This window comes from Streptomyces cyslabdanicus (assembly GCF_052663305.1).
Map to the genome: position 1 here is coordinate 163,051 of NZ_JBQRUW010000002.1, position 19,608 is coordinate 182,658.

The 19,608-nt window shown below is 71.7% G+C and carries 18 protein-coding genes and 1 pseudogene; 6 read left to right on the top strand and 13 right to left on the bottom strand.

The genetic code is table 11. The annotated features are described in order from the left end of the window. The first annotated feature begins 61 nt into the window (after positions 1 to 61). Positions 62 to 670, top strand: a complete 609-nt coding sequence (locus ACTYVM_RS01335) for a TetR/AcrR family transcriptional regulator (protein WP_445524109.1) — start codon at positions 62 to 64, stop codon at positions 668 to 670. A gap of 226 nt (positions 671 to 896) precedes the next feature. On the opposite strand, the gene ACTYVM_RS01340 is transcribed toward ACTYVM_RS01335, so the two are convergent. From ACTYVM_RS01340 to ACTYVM_RS01360, 5 genes are all read right to left on the bottom strand, one after another. Next, positions 897 to 1,490: a DUF2567 domain-containing protein gene (locus tag ACTYVM_RS01340; protein WP_445524110.1), complete on the bottom strand. Its 594-nt coding sequence runs from the start codon at positions 1,488 to 1,490 to the stop codon at positions 897 to 899. A gap of 253 nt (positions 1,491 to 1,743) precedes the next feature. Continuing rightward, positions 1,744 to 2,565 carry an ABC transporter permease gene (locus tag ACTYVM_RS01345; protein WP_400025935.1) on the bottom strand — a complete coding sequence of 274 codons (822 nt, stop codon included), beginning with the start codon at positions 2,563 to 2,565 and terminating at the stop codon, positions 1,744 to 1,746. Then, positions 2,562 to 2,765, bottom strand: coding sequence for a hypothetical protein (locus ACTYVM_RS01350; RefSeq protein WP_445524111.1), 204 nt, complete (start codon positions 2,763 to 2,765; stop codon positions 2,562 to 2,564). The genes ACTYVM_RS01345 and ACTYVM_RS01350 overlap by 4 nt, the downstream gene beginning before the upstream one ends. Further along, positions 2,762 to 3,736 carry an ABC transporter ATP-binding protein gene (locus ACTYVM_RS01355; RefSeq protein WP_400026597.1) on the bottom strand — a complete coding sequence of 325 codons (975 nt, stop codon included), beginning with the start codon at positions 3,734 to 3,736 and terminating at the stop codon, positions 2,762 to 2,764. Before ACTYVM_RS01355 ends, ACTYVM_RS01350 begins: the two co-directional genes overlap by 4 nt. A 117-nt stretch (positions 3,737 to 3,853) precedes the next feature. Beyond that, on the bottom strand, positions 3,854 to 5,071 hold the full coding sequence (locus ACTYVM_RS01360) for an NYN domain-containing protein (RefSeq protein ID WP_445524112.1): 1,218 nt from the start codon (positions 5,069 to 5,071) through the stop codon (positions 3,854 to 3,856). 236 nt (positions 5,072 to 5,307) lie between these two features. Between ACTYVM_RS01360 and ACTYVM_RS01365 the strand changes: the two genes are divergently transcribed. Beyond that, on the top strand, positions 5,308 to 5,487 hold the full coding sequence (locus ACTYVM_RS01365; RefSeq protein WP_445524113.1) for a hypothetical protein: 180 nt from the start codon (positions 5,308 to 5,310) through the stop codon (positions 5,485 to 5,487). An 89-nt stretch (positions 5,488 to 5,576) separates the two neighbouring features. Here the strand turns inward: ACTYVM_RS01365 and dnaE are convergent, their stop codons facing one another. After that, the gene (gene dnaE / locus ACTYVM_RS01370; protein WP_445524114.1) at positions 5,577 to 9,116 is read right to left on the bottom strand and encodes a DNA polymerase III subunit alpha; all 3,540 of its coding nucleotides are present in this window, start codon (positions 9,114 to 9,116) and stop codon (positions 5,577 to 5,579) included. Between the two features lie 230 nt (positions 9,117 to 9,346). Here dnaE and ACTYVM_RS01375 point away from each other — a divergent pair, with 230 nt between their 5' ends. The 3 genes from ACTYVM_RS01375 (at position 9,347) to ACTYVM_RS01385 (ending at position 12,335) form a co-directional block, all read left to right on the top strand. Then, complete coding sequence (locus tag ACTYVM_RS01375; RefSeq protein WP_445524251.1) at positions 9,347 to 10,663, top strand: DUF2252 family protein; 1,317 nt, start codon at positions 9,347 to 9,349, stop codon at positions 10,661 to 10,663. 69 nt (positions 10,664 to 10,732) lie between these two features. Further along, positions 10,733 to 11,431, top strand: a complete 699-nt coding sequence (locus ACTYVM_RS01380; RefSeq protein ID WP_445524115.1) for a hypothetical protein — start codon at positions 10,733 to 10,735, stop codon at positions 11,429 to 11,431. Positions 11,432 to 11,516: 85 nt separating this feature from the next. Beyond that, positions 11,517 to 12,335, top strand: coding sequence for a thioredoxin domain-containing protein (locus ACTYVM_RS01385; protein ID WP_445524116.1), 819 nt, complete (start codon positions 11,517 to 11,519; stop codon positions 12,333 to 12,335). A 167-nt stretch (positions 12,336 to 12,502) separates the two neighbouring features. Here the strand turns inward: ACTYVM_RS01385 and ACTYVM_RS01390 are convergent, their stop codons facing one another. After that, positions 12,503 to 13,081 (bottom strand): dienelactone hydrolase family protein, encoded by a 579-nt coding sequence (locus ACTYVM_RS01390; protein ID WP_445524117.1) that lies wholly within the window; start codon positions 13,079 to 13,081, stop codon positions 12,503 to 12,505. 149 nt (positions 13,082 to 13,230) lie between these two features. Here ACTYVM_RS01390 and ACTYVM_RS01395 point away from each other — a divergent pair, with 149 nt between their 5' ends. Continuing rightward, complete coding sequence (locus tag ACTYVM_RS01395; RefSeq protein ID WP_445524118.1) at positions 13,231 to 14,352, top strand: mechanosensitive ion channel family protein; 1,122 nt, start codon at positions 13,231 to 13,233, stop codon at positions 14,350 to 14,352. 26 nt (positions 14,353 to 14,378) lie between these two features. On the opposite strand, the gene ACTYVM_RS01400 is transcribed toward ACTYVM_RS01395, so the two are convergent. The 6 genes and pseudogenes from ACTYVM_RS01400 to ACTYVM_RS01425 form a co-directional block, all read right to left on the bottom strand. After that, positions 14,379 to 15,119 (bottom strand): SDR family NAD(P)-dependent oxidoreductase, encoded by a 741-nt coding sequence (locus ACTYVM_RS01400; RefSeq protein ID WP_445524119.1) that lies wholly within the window; start codon positions 15,117 to 15,119, stop codon positions 14,379 to 14,381. Between the two features lie 51 nt (positions 15,120 to 15,170). After that, on the bottom strand, positions 15,171 to 16,757 hold the full coding sequence (locus tag ACTYVM_RS01405; RefSeq protein ID WP_445524120.1) for a Na+/H+ antiporter: 1,587 nt from the start codon (positions 16,755 to 16,757) through the stop codon (positions 15,171 to 15,173). 88 nt (positions 16,758 to 16,845) lie between these two features. Then, entirely contained in the window at positions 16,846 to 17,313 is a 468-nt protein-coding gene (locus ACTYVM_RS01410) for a GNAT family N-acetyltransferase (RefSeq protein WP_445524121.1), read from the bottom strand. Next, positions 17,310 to 18,254: an RluA family pseudouridine synthase gene (locus ACTYVM_RS01415; protein WP_445524122.1), complete on the bottom strand. Its 945-nt coding sequence runs from the start codon at positions 18,252 to 18,254 to the stop codon at positions 17,310 to 17,312. Before ACTYVM_RS01415 ends, ACTYVM_RS01410 begins: the two co-directional genes overlap by 4 nt. A 42-nt stretch (positions 18,255 to 18,296) precedes the next feature. After that, entirely contained in the window at positions 18,297 to 18,974 is a 678-nt protein-coding gene (lspA, locus tag ACTYVM_RS01420; RefSeq protein ID WP_445524123.1) for a signal peptidase II, read from the bottom strand. Between the two features lie 61 nt (positions 18,975 to 19,035). After that, positions 19,036 to 19,602, bottom strand: a pseudogene (locus ACTYVM_RS01425) (TraR/DksA family transcriptional regulator); the annotation flags it as partial. Positions 19,603 to 19,608 lie beyond the last annotated feature (6 nt).

Consider the following 19,608-nt stretch of genomic DNA (forward strand, 5'->3'; position numbering starts at 1 on the left):
TGCCGCGTCCGCACGCGTCCACGCAGGCGAGCGCGGGGAGAGAAGCGGAAGGGGAGGGCGCATGGCCAGGGCCGGAGGGGCGGGGCTGAGCCGGCGGACCATCGCCGGGGCGGCGCTGGCGGTCATCGACGAGGAGGGGGCCGACGCGCTCACCGTCCGCCGGATCGCCGACCGGCTGGGGGTCCGGGCGCCCTCGCTCTACAACCACGTCCCCTCACGCGACGACATCCTCGACGCGGTCACCGAACTCATCATCGAAAAGATCGACTTCAGCGCGCTGGACTCCCCCGACCCGCACACCGGGATCGCCGCCCTCGCCCGCTCCTACCGCCGCGCCTTCGGCGCCCATCCGAACGCGGTCGGCCTGATCGGCGGACGCTCGGTGCGCACCACCATGGCCCTGAGCCACTACGACGGCATGGTGGCCGCCCTGCTGCGGGCGGGCCGGCCGGCCGACGACGCGATGCGGATCCTGCTCGCCATCGACTACCTGGCGCTCGGCGCCGCCTTGGCCCCCTTCGCCGCGGGCTTCGGCCACCTCACCGGCACGACGGGCGGCGAGGGCGACCATCCGCACCTCAGCGCGGCACTGGCCGCCGTCGACCCGGCGACCGTCGACGACCAGGCGTTCGAGCGGGTTCTGGCCGCCTTCCTCGACACCATGACGTGACCGGCCCCGCCGGCCCGGTGCCGTCCACTCGACGAACGGCCCGGATTGGGCTGGTATGGAGACATGTCGAAGAGGACCCGCAAGCGCTCATGGCGCATGAAGAAGGGCCATGCGAATCACGGCCACCGCCCGGCGTGACCCCACGCCCCGACCCGGGCGCCGGACCGCCCCACGGCTGCTCCGGCGCCCGCAGGACGACCGGGGCGTACGACTCACCGCGTACGGCTCACACCGGTGGCAGGGTCGGTCCGAACGGCGCCGTGTCCGGCTCCGGGTCCCGCGGCCCGAACAGGGCCGTCATCCCCAGGTGGACGAGCAGCGCGGCCAGCGGCCAGGCCAGCAGCGCACCCTGGGCCTGGAGCTTCAGCGGTGCCGGGAACGTCACACCTTTGCCCACCGCCTTGGCGTGGGCGATCACGTTCTGCTCGGGCCCGAGCCACACCCCGAGCCGCCACGCCAGCAGCGACCCGAGCAGTCCTCCGACGCACAGGGCCACCACCAGCGGCACGCCTCCGCGCCGCCGCCACAGGAAGACGGCCACCGCGCTCAGCACGCCGAGGGCCAGGGCCAGCAGCGTGAACGTGCCGTCGACGCCGATCGCCTGCTCCCCCTCGGTGTCCTTGAGGTAGACGACCCAGTTGCTCCCCGACACATCGGCGATCAGCGGCACCCTCGGCGCCAGCCGCAGCCAGAGCAGTCCCAGCGGCACCCCGCAGAGCGCCACGGCGACCATGACGACGAGGGCCTCCCGGATCTCGGCCGCCCATCCGGGCCCGTCCTGTTCGTAGGCGCTCACCGGCCGGGCTCCGGCGGGCGGCACCTGCCAGGGCGAGACCGGCCCCGGCTGCCGGGCCTGCCCGGACTCCGAGGACTCCGAGGACTCCGAGGAACCCGAGGAACCTGAGGAACCTGAGGAACCCGAGGACTCTGAGCGCGCTGAGGGCTCTGAGCGCTCAGAGGGATCTGAGGACCCGGACGGCCCGGACTGCTGTGAGGAGCGCCGGTGCGGCGGCGGTGGCGGAGTCAACGGAGCTGTCACCTTGTCATCGTGCCAGGTGCGGGGGACGGCCGCGTCACCGGACGGCAGCCCGGCGATAGGCCCAGGTGGCGACGGCCAGCGAGACCACCCCGACCCCGGCGCAGACGGCCATGTCACCGGCCACCAGAGCCCAGTCGGGACGGGCCGCGAAGGTGTGCGCGTACGCCTCCACACCGTACGTGGACGGCAGCAGGTCGCGCAGGAGCCGTACCGCCTCGGGCATGCGGTCGGGGGGCAGCACGCCCAGCAGCAGCGCCGCGGACATGCCCAACTGACCCAGCAGGGTGGCCAGTTCAGGGCGCGGTGCGAGCAGCCCGCAGGCCGCGCCGAGCCCGGAGAGCGCGGCACCGGCGAGCGGGATCACCACCACCAGCACCCACAGGTTGCCGAGCGGCAGCCCGAACAGCACGCACCCGAAGACCGCGGTCACGAGTGTGCCCGGCACCGTGAAGGAGGCGTACGCGGCCGCCGCGCCCAGCACCACGGCCGCGGGCGGCACCGGCAGGGTCGCGTAGTGGTCGAGCCCGCCGCTGGCCCGCAGCTGCCCGAAGTACTGGGCGAGCAGGTTCAGGGCCACGTAGGCGACGACGACGACCGAGGCGCCGGACACCACGAACCGGGCCTCCCCGCCGCCGCTCACCACACCCCGCATCATGATCATGATGCCGACGGACTGGAAGGTCGCCACGAACAGCAGCGGGATCCGCGCCACCCGCGCCCGGGACAGCTGGGCCCGGTACACGGCGGCCAGCGAGGGCCACAGCCGTGCCCGCGGCCCGAGCACGGCCGCCTTGGCGGCACTGCCGTCCTGTACGGCCGTCGCGCCCGGCAGCACACCGGCGGGTACGACACTCACGTCGAACTGCTCCTCTTCCCTGCGGCAGCGAGCGCGGCCGGCTTGTCCACGGCGGCGAACGCGGCCCGCACGGCGGGCGCGGTCGCGTCTCCCGCGCCGGACGTGTTCCCCCCGGCGCCCGCGCGGTCCCCTACGAAGTAGTCCCTTGCGAAGTAGTCCCCTGCGTGGTCCCCGCCGAATCCGTCGGTCCCAGCGTTCATGCCTTCACCAGCCCCTGCCGGGCGGCGCCGCCCAGTGCCAGGTACACGTCCTCCAGGCTGGGCGTGGTCAGGGTGAAGTCGTCCAGGGCGGCGAAGGCGGCCCCGCCGGTGACCGTGGCGACGGCGGCGCGGGCCTCCTCGGGCGCCAGCCGCAGCGTCCAGCGGCGCCCCGACTCCACGGCCCGCTCCCTGAGCGCGGCGACCGCCGCCACCTCCAGGGGTGCCTGCTCCCGCCACACCAGCTCGACCCGCACCTCGCCGGAGACGCGCTCCTTGAGCCGGGCCGGGGTGTCGCAGGCGATGACCCGGCCCCGGTCCAGGACGGCGACCCGGTCCAGGACGGTCTCGGCCTCGATGACGTTGTGGGTGACCAGGACGACGGTCGTGCCGTGTTCGGCCCGCCGCCGGTCGACGGCGGACCACACCGCCCGCCGGGCCACCGGGTCCATGCCGGTGGTCGGCTCGTCGAGCACGAGCAGCGGGCGTTCGCCGACCAGCGCGGCCGCGAAGCAGGCGAGCCGCCGCTGGCCGCCGGAGAGCTTCTTCAGCGGGCGCCCGGCGATCGGCGCGAGACCGAGTTCGTCGAGGACGGCGTCCCGCTCGGCGCGCGCCCGCCTGAGGTCCAGGCCGCGCAGCCGCCCGGTGGTCTCGGCGGCGAGCGAGACGGTCAGCTCGTCCAGGGCGGAGGACTCCTGCCCGAGGTAGGCGAGGATCCGCGCGGCCCGCTCGGGGTGCGCCACGATGTCGTGGCCGAGGATCTCGACCGTGCCGCTGTCGGGGCGCAGCAGCCCGGTGAGCTGGCGTACGAGGGTGGACTTGCCGGCGCCGTTCGGCCCGAGCAGTCCGAAGATCTCGCCGCGCCGGACGTCGAGCTCGACCGCGTCGGTGGCCAGCACCGCGGGCGTCCCGGGGGCACCGCGTCGGCCGCGCACCGCGGGGTAGGTCCTGGTCAGTCCGCGCACCGCGCACACGACGTCGTCCCCGGGGCGAAGTGCCTGTGCCGTGCGCGTACTCACAAGGGACGAGGGTACGGGGTCGCGGAGTCCTCCTCGCCCTCGGGGCGCCTCGAGCCGGTCCGGTCCCGCGGTTCAGTCGCCTGCGGGAGCGCGCTCGGTGGACGTCCGTACGTCGATCTCCCGCCAGAACCCGGCGCGGATGGCATACCGGTCGTGCTCGTCGATCTGGTCGTCCTTGTGCGCGAGCAGTCCGAAGCGGGCGGCGTAGCGCAGCAGCTCGCCGTCGACGCGGTGCGGGATGCGGGGGTACATCGACGACAGTTTCTGAAGGTGCGCGGGGTCGCCCAGCCGCTCCACCCAGCGCCGGGCGAAGACCTGCCCCACCTCGTACGGGTCGCCGCCGACGGTCGTGATGTCCTCCTCCCGGTCCGCCCAGCGCTGCTCGGCCGTCGTCAGCTGGGCGAGCGTCGGCATGGAGGCGGCCTCGGCGGGTTCGCCGGGCTGGCCCGGCCGGTCCACCCAGCCGCGGTCCGAGGACCAGCGCAGGGTCGCCGTGGTGGGGTGCTGCGCGGGCGGGGTGCCGGGGGCGCGCAGGGCGGCGAGGTCCTTGGGGGTGGGCACGCCCTTGGCGACGGTCACCCGCTCCTCGGCCGCGCCGCGCCCCGCGACTGCGGCCGGGTGCTGCCGTTCTTCGGCGGGGCTCTCGGCGGGCTGGGTGAGTGTGGACTCGGGCAGCGGCGCGGAGAGGATCGCGGCGATCTCGGGACGGGGCGCGGGCGGTGGCGCGCAGACACCGCCGAGTTCCTTGGCGCGTACGGCCTTGGTGATCCAGGTGCGGTCCAGCACGCGCCGCTCGTCGGCCTCGGCGACCAGGTCCTCGGACTGGTTGTAGTCGCCGTCGGCGGCCTGCACCGCCCACAGGTGGACGGCGACGCCGTGTTCCTTGGCGGCCATCATGCCGGGCAGCAGATCGCCGTCGCCGGTGACGAGGACGACGTCGGAGCAGGCGCGGTTGCGGGCCAGTTCGGTCAGTTCGGCGTGCATCGCGGCGTCCACGCCCTTCTGCGCCCAGCGCCCGTCGCTGCGGGTGAGCGCGCCGAGCCGGACGGTGACCCGGGGCATCACGCGCAGCCGACGGTGCTCGGGCTGCGGTACGCGGTCGGGCGCGCCGTCGAACCAGTAGATGCGCAACAGGGGCCGCTCCGTGTCGCACTCGGCCTGTTCACGCAGCCCCTGCACGAGGGCGGTGTGGTCGACGGTGATCCGGGAGCGCGACGGCTCCCCGGCAAGGAGACTGGCCGCGGCGCCCAGCAGATACCCGGCGTCCACCAGGACGATGCAGCGGTCCACGCGATCCACCCTCTTTCCGGGAGGTTGCTCAGGGATGTGCTTCGGGATGTGCTTCGAGTCTGCCCGACCCGGCCGGGGTTAACGGCCCGAACTCGATCTTCGGCGTGGCGTTTCGGGCGCCCGCGCGCCGACACCCCGCGTTACATACGGTAATTATCCAACATGCGTTCATTGTCGGCCTATGTGAATCTGGTCCCGGCCCTGGCCCCTAGATCCCCCACAGGAGGCTGATCACCATGGCCAAGAACCGCAAGCAGGACCGCAGCCGGCAGAAGGCGTCCGTGGCCGCGAACGGCCCGCAGGAGACGGAGCACTCCGCGTCGGAGCAGCCGTCCGAGCACCACGCCCACGGGCCGCAGACGAGTCCGACTGCCATGGCCCGCAAGGGACGTCAGAAGCGCTTCGGTCACAACTGAGCGCGTTTCATGGGCTGTTGAGCACGTGCGGTAAGCCGGTAATCGACGAGGGGCGTACCCGATGCGCACGGGTACGCCCCTCGTTCGTCTCAGCCGGCCAGGCAGGACGGGCCGAGCAATACCTTCAGATCGCCGAACAGCGCCGGATCCGGCTTGACCCGGTGCCGGTCAAGACGCAGCACGGTCGTCCTGCTCGGCCCCTGGAGCTTGATGCGGACCTCGCTGTCGCCCTTGTGGTGGCTGAGGATCTCGCCGAGGCGGCTGACCATGGGCGGGGTCACCTTCAGCGCCGGGATGGTGAGGACCACCGGCGCATTGCTCCCCGCGTTCGACAGGTCGGGGATCATCAGCTCCATCGCCACCAGGCGCGGCACGTCCTCCCGCTTGTCGAGCCGACCCTTGACGAACACCACGGCGTCCTCGACGAGTTGGGTCGACACCAGCTGGTAGGTCGCCGGGAAGAACATGCACTCGATGGAGCCGGCCAGGTCCTCGACGGTGGCGATCGCCCAGGCGTTGCCCTGCTTGGTCATCTTACGCTGGAGGCCGGAGATGATGCCGCCGATGGTGACGACCGCGCCGTCGGCGTGCTCGCCGCCGGTGAGCTGGGCGATGCCCGCGTCGGCCTTGTCCGCGAGCACGTGCTCCAGGCCGAAGAGCGGGTGGTCGGAGACGTACAGACCGAGCATCTCCCGCTCCTGGGCGAGCAGATACGTCTTGTCCCACTCCTCGGTGGAGAACTCCACGTCGAGGCCGAAGCCGGGCTCACCGCTGGGCTCCTCGCCCATCCCGCCGAAGAGGTCGAACTGCCCCTCGGCCTCCTTGCGCTTGACCGCGACCACGTTGTCGATCATGGGCTCGTAGTGCGCGGTGAGGCCCTTGCGGGTGTGCCCCATCTCGTCGAAGGCGCCGGCCTTGATCAGCGACTCCGTGGTGCGCTTGTTGCAGACCACCGCCTCGACCTTGTCGAGGTAGTCGGGGAACGAGGCGTACTTCCCCTTGGCCTTGCGGGACTTGATGATCGACTCGACTACGTTGGTGCCGACGTTGCGCACCGCGGACAGGCCGAAGAGGATCACGTCGTCGCCCTGCGCGGCGAAGTTCGACTGGGACTCGTTGACGTTGGGCGGGAGCACCCGGATGCCCATGCGGCGGCACTCGTTGAGGTAGACCGCCGACTTGTCCTTGTCGTCCTTGACGGAGGTCAGCAGGCCGGCCATGTACTCGGCGGGGTGGTTGGCCTTGAGGTAGGCGGTCCAGTACGACACCAGGCCGTACGCGGCCGAGTGGGCCTTGTTGAACGCGTAGCCGGCGAAGGGGACCAGCACGTCCCACAGGGCCTGGATGGCCTCGTCGCTGAAGCCCTTGTTGCGGGCGCCGTCCTGGAAGATGGTGAAGTTCTTCGCCAGTTCCTCGGGCTTCTTCTTGCCCATCACGCGCCGCAGCACGTCGGCCTCGCCGAGCGAGTAGCCGGCGACGATCTGGGCGGCCTTCTGCACCTGCTCCTGGTAGACGATCAGGCCGTAGGTGACGTCCAGGACCTCCTTGAGCGGCTCCTCCAGCTCCGGGTGGATGGGCGTGATCTCCTGCTGGCCGTTCTTGCGCAGGGCGTAGTTGGTGTGGGAGTTCATGCCCATCGGGCCCGGCCGGTACAGGGCCGAGACGGCGGAGATGTCCTCGAAGTTGTCCGGCTTCATCAGGCGCAGCAGCGAGCGCATCGGGCCGCCGTCGAACTGGAAGACGCCGAGGGTGTCGCCGCGCTGGAGCAGTTCGAAGGTCTTGGGGTCGTCCAGCTCCAGGCCGAGGAGATCGATGTCGATCCCCTTGTTGGACTTCACCATCTTGACGGCGTCGTCCATGATCGTGAGGTTGCGCAGGCCGAGGAAGTCCATCTTCAGCAGGCCGAGCGACTCGCAGCTCGGGTAGTCCCACTGCGTGATGGTCACGCCGTCCGTGTGCCTGACCCAGACCGGGACGTGCTCGGTGATGGTCTCGCTGGACATGATCACGCCGGCCGCGTGCACGCCCATCTGCCGGACCAGGCCCTCCACACCGCGTGCGGTGTCGATGACCTTCTTCACGTCCGGCTCGTTCTCGTACATCCCCCGGACCTCGCCCGCCTCCGAGTAGCGGGGGTGCTCGGGGTCGGTGATGCCGGACAGCGGGATGCCCTTGCCGAGGACGTCGGCGGGCATGGCCTTGGTGATCCGGTCGCCCATCGCGTACGGGTAGCCCAGCACGCGCGCGGAGTCCTTGATCGCGTTCTTGGCCTTGATGGTGCCGTAGGTTCCGATCATGGCGACCTTGTCGGCGCCGTACTTCTCGGTCACGTACCTGATCACCTCGACGCGCCTGCGCTCGTCGAAGTCGATGTCGACGTCGGGCATGGAGATGCGCTCGGGGTTGAGGAACCGCTCGAAGATCAGGCCGTGCGGGATCGGGTCGAGGTCGGTGATGCCGAGCGCGTAGGCGACGATCGAGCCGGCCGCGGAGCCACGGCCGGGGCCCACCGCGATGCCGTTGTTCTTGGCCCACATGATGAAGTCGGCGACCACGAGGAAGTAGCCCGGGAACCCCATCTGGATGATGACGTCCATCTCGTACTCGACCTGCTTCTGGCGGTCCTCGGGGATGCCGCCGGGGAAGCGGCGCTCCATGCCGAGGCGGACCTCCTCCTTGAACCAGGTGACCTCGGTGTAGCCCTCGGGGATGTCGAACTTGGGCATGAGGTCGCGCTTCTCGAACATGCCGGTGGTGTCGACCATCTCGGCGACCAGGAGCGTGTTGGCGCAGCCCTCCTGCCAGGCGTCCGAGGAGTCGATGGCGTACATCTCCTCGGTGGACTTCAGGTAGTAGCCGGTGCCGTCGAACTTGAAGCGGTCGGGGTCGGAGAGGTTCTTGCCGGTCTGGATGCACAGCAGGGCGTCATGGGCCGTCGCCTCGTGCGCGTAGGTGTAGTGCGAGTCGTTGGTGACCAGGGGCGGGATGCCGAGCTTCCGGCCGATCTCCAGCAGGCCGTCGCGGACCTTGCGCTCGATGTCGATGCCGTGGTCCATCAGCTCCAGGAAGTAGCGGTCCTTGCCGAAGATGTCCTGGTAGTCGGCGGCGGCCTTCAGTGCCTCGTCGTACTGGCCGAGGCGCAGCCGGGTCTGCAGCTCCCCGGAGGGGCAGCCGGTGGAGGCGACGATGCCCTCGGACCACTGGGCGATCGTCTCCTTGTCCATCCGGGGCCACTTCTGGAGCCAGCCCTCGGCGTAGGCGTCGGAGGAGAGACGGAAGAGGTTGTGCAGCCCGGTCCTGTTCACCGCCCACATCGTCTTGTGGGTGTAACCGCCGGAACCGGAGACGTCGTCCCGCTTCTGGTGCGGCTGGCCCCACTGGATCTTGCGCTTGTTGCGCCGGGACTCCGGGGCGACATACGCCTCGATCCCGATGATCGGGGTGACTCCGGCCTTCTTCGCGGAGTGGAAGAAGTCGTACGCGCCGTGGAGGTTGCCGTGGTCGGACATGGCGATGTGCGTCATGCCCATCTCGTTGCACGCGTTGAACATGTCCTTCAGCCGCGCGGCACCGTCCAGCAGCGAGTACTGGGTGTGGACGTGCAGGTGCGTGAACGGCGGCTTCGACACGGTTCGGCCTCCATGGACAACATAGACGACGGGCATCGGACAGTCTGGGGGACAGCGTCGAAGTCTATGCCCCGGCACTGACACGCGGCGGCGTTCCGGCCGTACCTTCAGGCGGTACAGCACGGGCACTCCGCCGCACCGCCGGACGTTGGTTCGGGGGAACGCTCCTGCCGGACCCACTCCACACGTCATGCACCACCTGCACCAGGAGGCACTCCGCGATGTCAGCGATGTCGGTCCCCCAGCTCAGCGACGAGCAGCGCGGCAAGGAGATCATCGCCGTCCTCGACACCGCCTTCGGCGAGCTCCTGGCCGACGACCCGGACGCGTTCCGCACGAGGCTGCGGAGGACGGCGGCCTCAGCCCTCGCCTTCCACCGGGGCACGGCCTGCCTCTTCCACCACGACCTGGCCGCCGACCGGCGCGGCGGACCCTACCTGGACGACCGCACCTCGCGCGTGTGGATCCACGGCGACCTGCACGCGGAGAGCTTCGGCACCTACATGGACGCCGACGGCCGGCTGGTCCTCAGCGCCACCGGCTTCGACGAGGCCTACGTCGGCCCCTTCACCCGGGACCTCAAGCGGTTCGCCGCCTCCCTCGCCCTCGTCGGGTACACCAAGGCGCTCGGCGACGACCGGATCACCGAGCTGGTGACGCTCTACGCGACCGCCTACCGCGACCGGATCCACGCCCTGGCCACCGGCGCCAAGAGCGACGAGGTGCCGCCCTTCACGCTGGACACCGCCGACGGCCCCCTCCTGGACACGCTGCGTGACGCCCGCGCGCTGACCCGTACCGGACTGCTGGAGTCGATGACGGAGATCCGCGACTTCGAGCGCCGCTTCGCGCCCGGCGGCGGCGCGGTCGAGCTGGACGCCGCCACCCGCTACAAGGTCCTCGCGGCCTTCGACGGCTATCTGGAGTCCCTGCCGGACGCGTCGCTGGCCCGCCCGGAGTCCTACCGCGTCAAGGACGTCGTCGGCCGCCGCGGGATCGGCACGGCCGCCCTGTCCTACGACATCCTGCTGGAGGGCCACAGCGACGCCCTGGAGCACGACGTGGTGATCTCCGTCCAGCGGGCCCACACCGCGGCGGCCTCCCGGCACGTCATGGACCTGGCCGTCCGCGACCACTTCCAGCACGAGGGCCACCGCACGGTGGTCTGCCGGCGCGCTCTCCAGGCGCACACCGACCCGTGGCTGGGCTGGACCGAGCTGGACGGAGCGGGCCGGCTGGTCACCGAGGTCTCGCCGTACGCCGTGGACCTGGACTGGGACGACATCGACGATGCGGAGGAGATCGCGCAGGTGGTCGCCGACCTGGGCCGGGCCACGGCCGCCATGCACGCGGCGGCGGACGACACCTCGGGCGAGTCGCTGGTGCCGTTCTCCACCGAGCGGGCCATCGACGCGGCGATCGCGGGGGACGAGGAGGGCTTCGCGCCGCTGCTCGTCGACTTCGCGCACGCCTACGCGGCACGCGCGCGCGAGGACCACCGCATCTTCGTGGAGCTGCTTCGTGACGGGGGGATTCCGGGTCTGTGACGGACGGGCCGCTCACAGGAACCCTTTAGGGGTCTCTTACCGGCCCACGTGACACACTCTTGTCTCGCTATGGACATATCCGGGACCAAGCTCAGAGCCGTGCGCGCGGCGCTGTTCACAGCCATGGTCGTGACGCTCAGCACCGCGTCGCACGTGCTGCTGTCCCGGGTCCCGCTGCCGTTGAACACGGTGGCCGCCGTCGCGGCCGCCGTGTTCCTGCTCTCCTACGCGCTGGCCGGCCGGGAGCGCGGCTTCGGGCGGATCGCGGCCCTGCTGGTCCCGCTGGAGCTGGCCGCCGACACCGTCTTCACCACCGGCCAGCACCTCTGCTACGGCCCCGCGGGCGGCCCGGTCGCCGGTCCCCTGCGCTCGGTCGGCTTCGACGTGCTGTGCGGCGGGCACACCGACGTCGGCACCCCGCTGGCCCAGATGGCCGGCACCGACACCGGCCGGCTGACCGCCCTGCTCGCGCACGCCGACCCGGCCACGGCCTGGCTGCTGCTGGCCGCGCACATCGGCGTCGGCCTGCTCGCGGCCGGCTGGCTGCGCCGCGGCGAGCGGGCGCTCGCCCAACTGCTGTGCGCGGCGGCCGCCACGACCTTCCGACCGCTGCTGCTCGCGGTGGCGGCGATCACGGTGCGCCGCACCCGCCCGCTGGTCCGGCCCACGCGTCCCGCGCCGCGGATCGCCACGCTGCGCGCCCGCATCCTCGTCCACTCCCTGGGACGGCGCGGACCGCCGTGCCCGGACGCCCTCGCGCTCGTCTGAGCGACACCCCTGGGCGCCCCGAGCACGACAGTCCCCACTCGTATCCCGCGCACGACAGCTGCGCGTCCCACAGGAGAACACCACCATGAGCAAGCGGAACACCCAGTCGGCGAAGACGGCGGCCCGGGAGCGGCTGCGCGCCGAGCGCGAGCGCGAGGCCAAGCGGGCCAAGGTCAAGCGGCAGCTCGTCGTGGCCTGCACGGTCGTCGCCGTACTGGCGGCGGCCGGCGGCATCGGCTACGCCGTCGTCCAGGCCAACAAGCCCGGCCACTGGGAGGCCGTGAAGGACGAGAAGGTCGTCGCCCCGGCCAACACCACCGGCACCGACGGTACGACCGTGGTCATCGGCAAGAGCTCGGCCGAGAAGACCCTCAAGATCTACGAGGACCCGCGCTGCCCGATCTGCGGCCAGTTCGAGGAAGCCGTCGGCGCGACCGTCAAGAAGGACGTCGACGACGGCAAGTTCAAGCTCCAGTACATCGGCGGCACCTTCCTCGACAACCACGACAACGGCGAGGGCTCCAAGAACGCGATGAGCGCCATGGGCGCCGCGCTCAACGTCAGCCCCGAGGCGTTCCTCGACTACAAGGCCGCGCTCTACTCGGCGAAGTGGCACCCGGACGAGAACGACGACAAGTTCAAGAGCGACGACTACCTCCTCAAGGTGGCGGACACCGTGCCGGCGCTGAAGAAGAACACGTCGTTCCAGAAGGACGTCAAGAGCGGCAAGTACGACGCCTGGGCGGTCGCCATGTCGAAGACCTTCGACGACAACAAGGACGGGGTGGACGGCACCCCGAGCCTGGTCATGGACGGCAAGAAGGTGACCGTGGCCGGCACCGAGAACCCGCCGATGACGGTGGACGAGTTCAACACGGCGATGGACGCGGCCCTCAAGGGCTGACCCCCGGCCGGACGGCGTCGCCGCCGTGCATCCCGCGCGAGGGGCGGGCGGACCTCTGCCGGACCGCCCGCCCCTCGTCCGCTGAGCGCCCGGCCCGGGCCGGGCGGTTCCGCGCCCCAGTCCGCTCCGAGCCCCAGTCGGTTCCGCACCCCAGTCGGTTCCGAGCCCTAGTCGGTTCCGAGGTCCGCGAGGAAGCCGAGCGCCACCCGCCAGGTGGCCTCGGCGGCCTCCTCGTCGTAGTCCGGCAGGTCGGGGTCGGTGTAGAGGTGGCCGGCCCCGGCGTAGCGGTAGACCTCCACGTCCGCGCCGGTCCGGCCCATCTGGAGGTACCAGGCGCTCAGCCAGTCGTCCGGCTCGAACGGGTCGGGTTCGGCCACGTGCAACTGGACGGGCAGTCCGTCCGCGCTCGCGTTCGGCGCGATGTCCGAGGTGCCGTGCAGCAGGAGCAGACCGCGGGCCTTCTCGTCGCCGAGGGCGAGCGTCTGCGCGGTCGCGGCCCCGAACGAGAACCCCGCGTAGACCAGACCCCGCTCCGAGTAGGGCGCCGCGGCCAGCACGGCCCGCCTGAGCAGTTCGTCGTTGCCGATCGACTCCTTGCAGGCCCTGCCCTCCTCGACCGTGTCGAACGAGCGGCCGTCGAAGAGATCCGGCGTCCACACCTCGTGCCCGGCGGCACGCAGCCGGTCCGCGGCCTGGCGTACGGCGGGTCTGAGGCCGTAGGTCGAGTGGAAGAGCACGATGTTCATGCGCTCATGGTGCCAGCCGGGTACGACGGCGTCCGCCCGGCAGGGTGAGCGGCCGGCCGAGGAGAGCCTCGTCACACCGCCCCCGCCCTACCTGCGTTCTTCACGTCCACACGTGTTCACTCAGCGCGTCGCGGGTTAGGTTCGCAAGCATGGAGAACGTACTCCGCCCCCTGATCGTCGCCGGCGGCTCGGTCGTCCTCACCCTGGTCATCGGCTGGGCCACCGACCTGCTGCTGCGCAAGGCCGACGCACGGCACCACGACCAACCGGTGTGGTGCCTGCTGCGCCGTGCCCGCGTCCCCTACCAGCTCGTGCTGTGCTCAGCCCTGCTGAGAGGCTCCTACGACCAGGCCGAACTGCTCCAGGAGCACCGGGTCGGCATCGGCCGGACACTGACCCTCGTGCTGATCGGCTCGGCGGCCTGGCTGGTGATCCGGATCGCGGGGGCCGTCGTCGAGACCACGTACTCGCGCTACGCCAGTGCCCAGGCACACCGGGACCCGGCCCGGGTGCGGCGGGTGCGCACCCAGGTCGAGCTGATCATGCGCGTGGTCTCGGCGGTGGTCATCGTGGTGGCGGCGGCCTCGATGCTGCTGACGTTCCCGGCGATGCGCGCGGCCGGTGCCTCGCTGCTGGCCTCGGCCGGCCTGCTCGGCATCGTCGCCGGTGTCGCGGCGCAGTCCACGCTGAGCAACATGTTCGCGGGGCTGCAGATCGCGTTCGGCGACATGGTGCGGCTCGGTGACACCGTCGTCGTCAACGGCGAGTGGGGCACGATCGAGGAGATCACGCTGACCTTCCTGACGGTACGGACCTGGGACGAGCGCCGGATCACCATGCCGGTGTCGTACTTCACGTCCAACCCGTTCGAGAACTGGTCGCGCGGCACCCCTCAGATGACCGGCACCGTCTACCTCCACCTCGACCACTGCGCGCCGCTGGACGCGATGCGCGAGAAGTTGCGCGACATCCTGCGCGAGTGCCCGGCCTGGGACGGCCGCGCCTACAACCTGGTGGTCACGGACACGACGCCGACCACGATGCAGGTACGGGCGCTGGTGACGGCGAAGGACGCCGACGACATCTGGACGGTACGGGTCGTGGTCCGCGAGCAGTTGCTCCGCTGGCTGTGCGAACACCACCCCTACGCCCTCCCCCGCGTCGCCACGGCCGAGGCCGTACCGGCCCCGGGCCGCCCCGACCTCCCCACCCCGTTCCACGACGGCACGCCCCACCCCGCCGTCAGCAACTCCCCGACGACCCGCGGCTGACCGCGGCCGTCACGGGCGTGGCGGGCTCAGTGGCCGCGTTCCGCGCCGCCGTTGACCTGGATGATCTGGGAGGTGATGTGGGCGGCGGCCGGTGAGGCGAGCCAGTGGAGGGTGGCCGCGATGTCGCCCGGGGTCCCGGGGCGGCCGGTGGAGGTCTCGGCGACGAGCCGTTCGCGGCGGGCGTCGTCCATCGCGTCGCCGAAGAAGTCGGTGTCCTCGACGTATCCGGGCGCGACCACGTTCACCGTGATCCCGCGCGGGCCCAACCGGCGGGCCAGGTCGTGGGCGTAGGGATGCAGCGCGGCCTTGGAGGCGGCGTAGGCGCCGCTGCCGGAACCGCGGTAGGCGGCGATGGAGCTGAGGAACAGCACCCGGCCGCCCGGTTCGGCGAGCCGCTCCCTGAGGGCCTCCGTCAGCAGCACGGCGGTCAGGGTGTTGATCCGGAAGTTGACCATCCAGTCGTCGGCGACGCGGTCGAGCGGATCCTCCCGCTCCGCCCGGGACTCCAGCCGCCCCGACCCTCCGGCGCTGTGGATCAGCACGTCCACGGCCCCGAGCTCGTCGGCCACGAAGCGGGCGACCGACCGTACCCCGGCCACGTCACCCACGTCGGCGGCGAACGTCAGCGCGCCCGGCACCCCGGCCCGCTGCAGTACCTCGCCCCGCCGCCCGAGCAGCAGCACCCGGTCCCCGTCGGCCGCGAAGGTCCGCGCCGCGGCGAGTCCGATCCCCGTACCGCCCCCGCTGATGACGACGTTGCGACTCATGATCCGAGCGTACCGAGACGGCACCGGCCGGGCCCGTACGCCGAGCGCGGCTCACCGCAGACTGCGTACGTCCAGGTGGCGCAGTACCCGGTCCACGATCTCCGGGTCGGCCCCCGGCTCCCGGCGTGCCGCCAGCACCTCGTGCCGCGCCGCGCTCAGCATCTCGCTCTGGATCCGCCGCAGCCGGCGCAGCCGCCGTACGCGCTTGTCGTGGCCCTCCCTGCGCTCCTCCTCCCCCCACTGCGGGCTGATCCGCAGCCCGATGTCGAAGGCCCGGCGCAGCATCTGCTCGGACAGTTCCTCCGGCAGTTCCTCGACCGCCTCGATCTCCCGCAGCCGCCGCCTGGCCGCCCGCGACGCGCGCGCCGCCAGTTCCTCCTCGAACGCCTTCTCCCGTTCGCTGTCCGCCCGTACCCCCAGCCGTTTGACCAGCCACGGCAGCGTGAGCCCCTGGAGCACGAGCGTCGCCATGATCACCCCGAAGGCGATGAACACGATCTCGTCCCGGTCGGGGAAGGGTGCGCCGCTGTCCGTCTTCAGCGGAATGGCCAGGGCGAGCGCCACCGAGGCCACGCCGCGCATCCCGGACCACCACATGACGACGGTCTCCCGCCAGGTCATGGGGATGTCCTCCTCGTAGTCGCGCAGCGCGTGCAGCCGTTTGGTGAGCCAGGTGGCCGGCAGCAGCCACACCAGCCGTACGAGCACCACCACGGCCACGACCACGCCCGCCCAGCCGAGCAACTCGCCCCACCGGCCCGAGGCGGTGCGCAGCGCGTTGTGCAGTTCGAGGCCGATCAGCCCGAACGCGACCCCGGTGACGAGCGTGTCCACGACGTCCCAGACGGTGTGCCCGGCCAGCCGGGTCAGCACGTCGTCGGCGTCGGAGGCGTACTCGGCGAGGAACAGCGCGGTGGTGAGCACGGCGAGGACGCCGGAACCGTGCAGCTCCTCGGCCAGCACGTAGGAGGCGTAGGGCACGAGCAGCGTCAGCCCGATCTGCAGGGTCGGGTCCCCCAGCAGGTCCAGCACCTTGTTCGTGCCCCAGCCGAGCACCATGCCCACGGCCACCGCCACCACCGCCGAGAGCACCAGGTCGAGCCCGGCCCGCCAGACCGAGAACTCCCCGCTGACGGCGGCCGCGATCGCCACGTGGTAGAGGACGATGGCCGTGACGTCGTTGAACAGCCCCTCGCCCTCCAGGATCGACACCAGGCGGCGCGGCAGTCCGAGCTGCCCGGCCACCGCGGTCGCCGCGACCGGGTCGGGCGGCGCGACCAGCGCGCCCAGGGCCACGGCGGCGGCGACGGACAACCCCGGCACGATGGCGTGCGAGACGGCGGCGACGCAGAAGGTGGTGACGAACACCAGTGCCACGGCCAGCAGGAAGATGGGCCGTTTGTGTGCCGTGAACTGCCGCCAGGACGTACGCCGTACGGCGGCGTAGAGCAGCGGCGGCAGCAGGGCGGGCAGGATCAGGACGGGTGGGATGGCGACGTTCGGCACGAAGCCGAGCACGGCGAGGACGATCCCGAGCAGCGTCATCAGGACCGGCGCGGGCAGCCCGAACCGGTCGCCGACCGGGACGCTGATCACGGCCCCCAGCAACACGACGAACAGCAGGGCCAACTGATCCACGCTCAGCGCTCCGGAACGTCGGACGATCACACGGCAGGTTTCCAGCCTGCCACGCCACCCCGCTCACCGGCCGCTTCGGACCCGTGGACTACAGGGCGCGCCGCATCGCCCGGTGCGGGATGCCCGCGTCGGGGAACTCCGGTCCGTACGCCTCGTACCCCAGCCGCTCGTAGAAGCCGAGCGCGTGGCTCTGCGCGTGCAGGTCCACCGCCGAGAGGCCGCGCGCGCGTGCCGCGTCCTCGACGGCGCGCACCAGGGCGACGCCGATGCCGAGACCGCGCGCGTCCCCGGTGACGGCGAGCCGCCCGAGGGAACCGAGCGCCGGGTCGCCGCCGGTCTTCGCGGCGGCCTCGGCGCCGTACAGCAGCCGTCCGGTGCCGAGCGGCACGCCGTCCTCGCGGACCGCCAGCACGTGCACGGCGACGGCGTCGTACGCGTCGTACTCGAGGTCCTGCGGAACGCCCTGCTCCACGACGAAGACCTCCTTGCGCACCGCGAAGCAGGCCTCGCGGTCGGCGGGGTCCTCGGCGACACGCACCACGTACGGCAGGCTCATGCGTACGTCTCCTCGCGGACCCGGTCCAGGGCCTTCTGGAGGTCCTCGGGGTAGTCGCTGGCGAACTCCACCCACTGGCCGTCGCCGGGGTGCTCGAAGCCGAGCCGCACCGCGTGCAGCCACTGGCGGGTCAGCCTCAGCCGCTTGGCGAGGGTGGGGTCGGCGCCGTAGGTCAGGTCGCCGACGCAGGGGTGGCGGTGGGCGGCCATGTGGACGCGGATCTGGTGGGTGCGCCCGGTCTCCAGCTTGACGTCGAGCAGGGAGGCGGCGCGGAACGCCTCGATCAGGTCGTAGTGCGTGACGGAGGGCTTGCCGTCGGCGGTGACGGCCCACTTGTAGTCGTGGTTCGGGTGCCGCCCGATGGGCGCGTCGATGGTGCCGCTGGTCGGGTCGGGGTGGCCCTGGACCAGGGTGTGGTAGCGCTTGTCGACCGTGCGCTCCTTGAACTGGCGCTTGAGCGACGTGTACGCGCGCTCCGACTTGGCGACCACCATCAGGCCCGAGGTGCCGACGTCGAGGCGGTGCACGATGCCCTGGCGCTCGGCGGCGCCGGAGGTGGAGATGCGGTAGCCGGCCGCCGCGAGGCCGCCGATCACGGTCGGTCCCGACCAGCCGGGGCTGGGGTGCGCGGCGACGCCGACCGGCTTGACGATCACGACCACGTCGTCGTCGTCGTGCACGATCTCCATGCCCTCGACCGGCTCGGCGACCACCTGCACGGGCGCGGGTGCCTGCGGCATCTCGACCTCGAGCCAGGCACCGCCGCGCACCCGCTCGGACTTGGCGGCCACCGTGCCGTCGACCAGCACCTTGCCCGCGGCGGCCAGCTCCGCCGCCTTCGTACGGGAGAAGCCGAACATCCGGGAGATGGCGGCGTCGACGCGCTCGCCCTCCAGGCCTTCGGGCACGGGCAGGGTACGGATCTCGGGAATCGTGCTCACCCGTCGAGTATGACGGACCGGACCGGCGGCCCGGTCCCGGGCTCAGTCCTTGTGGACGGTCCCGTCCGGGTCGAGGCCGCGGAAGGAGAGCAGCACGATCAGGATGCCGCCGCACACGATCGCCGAGTCGGCGAGGTTGAACACGGCGAAGTGCTTGGGCGAGATGAAGTCGACGACCGCGCCCTCGAACACGCCCGGCGCGCGGAAGAGCCGGTCGGTGAGATTGCCCAGCGCGCCGCCGAGCAGCAGGCCGAGCGCGATGGCCCAGGGCAGGCTGTAGAGCTTGCGGGCGAGGCGGGCGATCACCACGATCACGGCGGCCGCGATGACCGTGAAGATCACGGTGAAGGCCTCGCCGAAGCCGAAGGCCGCGCCCGCGTTGCGGATCGCCTCCAGCTGCAGCCAGTCGCCGATGATCCGGATCGACGGGCGGTGCTCCAGCTTGGCCACCACGAGCATCTTGCTGGCCAGGTCGAGGGCGTAGGCGATGGCCGCGACCGTGAACAGCACGGCGATGCGGCGCCGGCCGCGGGGCCGCTCGGCGGCGGGTGCCCGTCCGTCCGCGCCGGCCCGCGTCCCGTTCGTCTCGTCCGCGCCCGCCGCCGTGCCGTCGGCGCCGGACGGGCCGCCCCGCACGGCGTCCTCTCCGGGGCGTCGCCGCCCCGCTCCCGCCGCGTCCGGAGTGTCCGGCGTACCGATGATGCGCTCCGCCTCTGCCACGTGAGTCCCTTGACCTAGGTACCTGACTGAGGACGAGACTACGGCACGCCTCGCACCCGGTTCAGTACCGGCGTTCCTGCTTCTGCTTGCACGCCACGCACAGGGTGGCCCGCGGGAAGGCCTGCATGCGGGCCTTGCCGATGGGGTCGCCGCAGTTCTCGCACAGGCCGTAGGTGCCCGTGTCGAGCCGTTGCAGGGCCCGCTCGGTCTGGGTGAGCATCTCGCGCGCGTTGGCGGCCAGCGCCAGCTCGTGCTCGCGCGTGATGTTCTTGCTGCCGGTGTCCGCCTCGTCGTCGCCCGCGCCGTCGCCGGAGTCCCGCATCAGGCCCGCGAGGGACTCCTCGGACGAGGTGATCTCGGTACTCAGCCGTTCCATCTCGGACTCCAGCTCCGCGCGGGCCGCCGAGACCTCCTCCAGGGTCCAGGGATCCTCGCCCGGGCGTACCGGGAGGTCGCCCGGATCCACCGCCGCGGCGATGCGGGCCTTCGGGACGGCGGTCTTCGCCGCCGCGGCCGTGCCAGGAGTCTTCTTCGCAACCACTGTCGTGGCTCCCGTCTGCTTCGCGGCCCGAGCCGCGCCCACCTTCTTGGCCGTCCTCTTCCTGCCCGCACCCGCACCGGAGACACCAGGAGC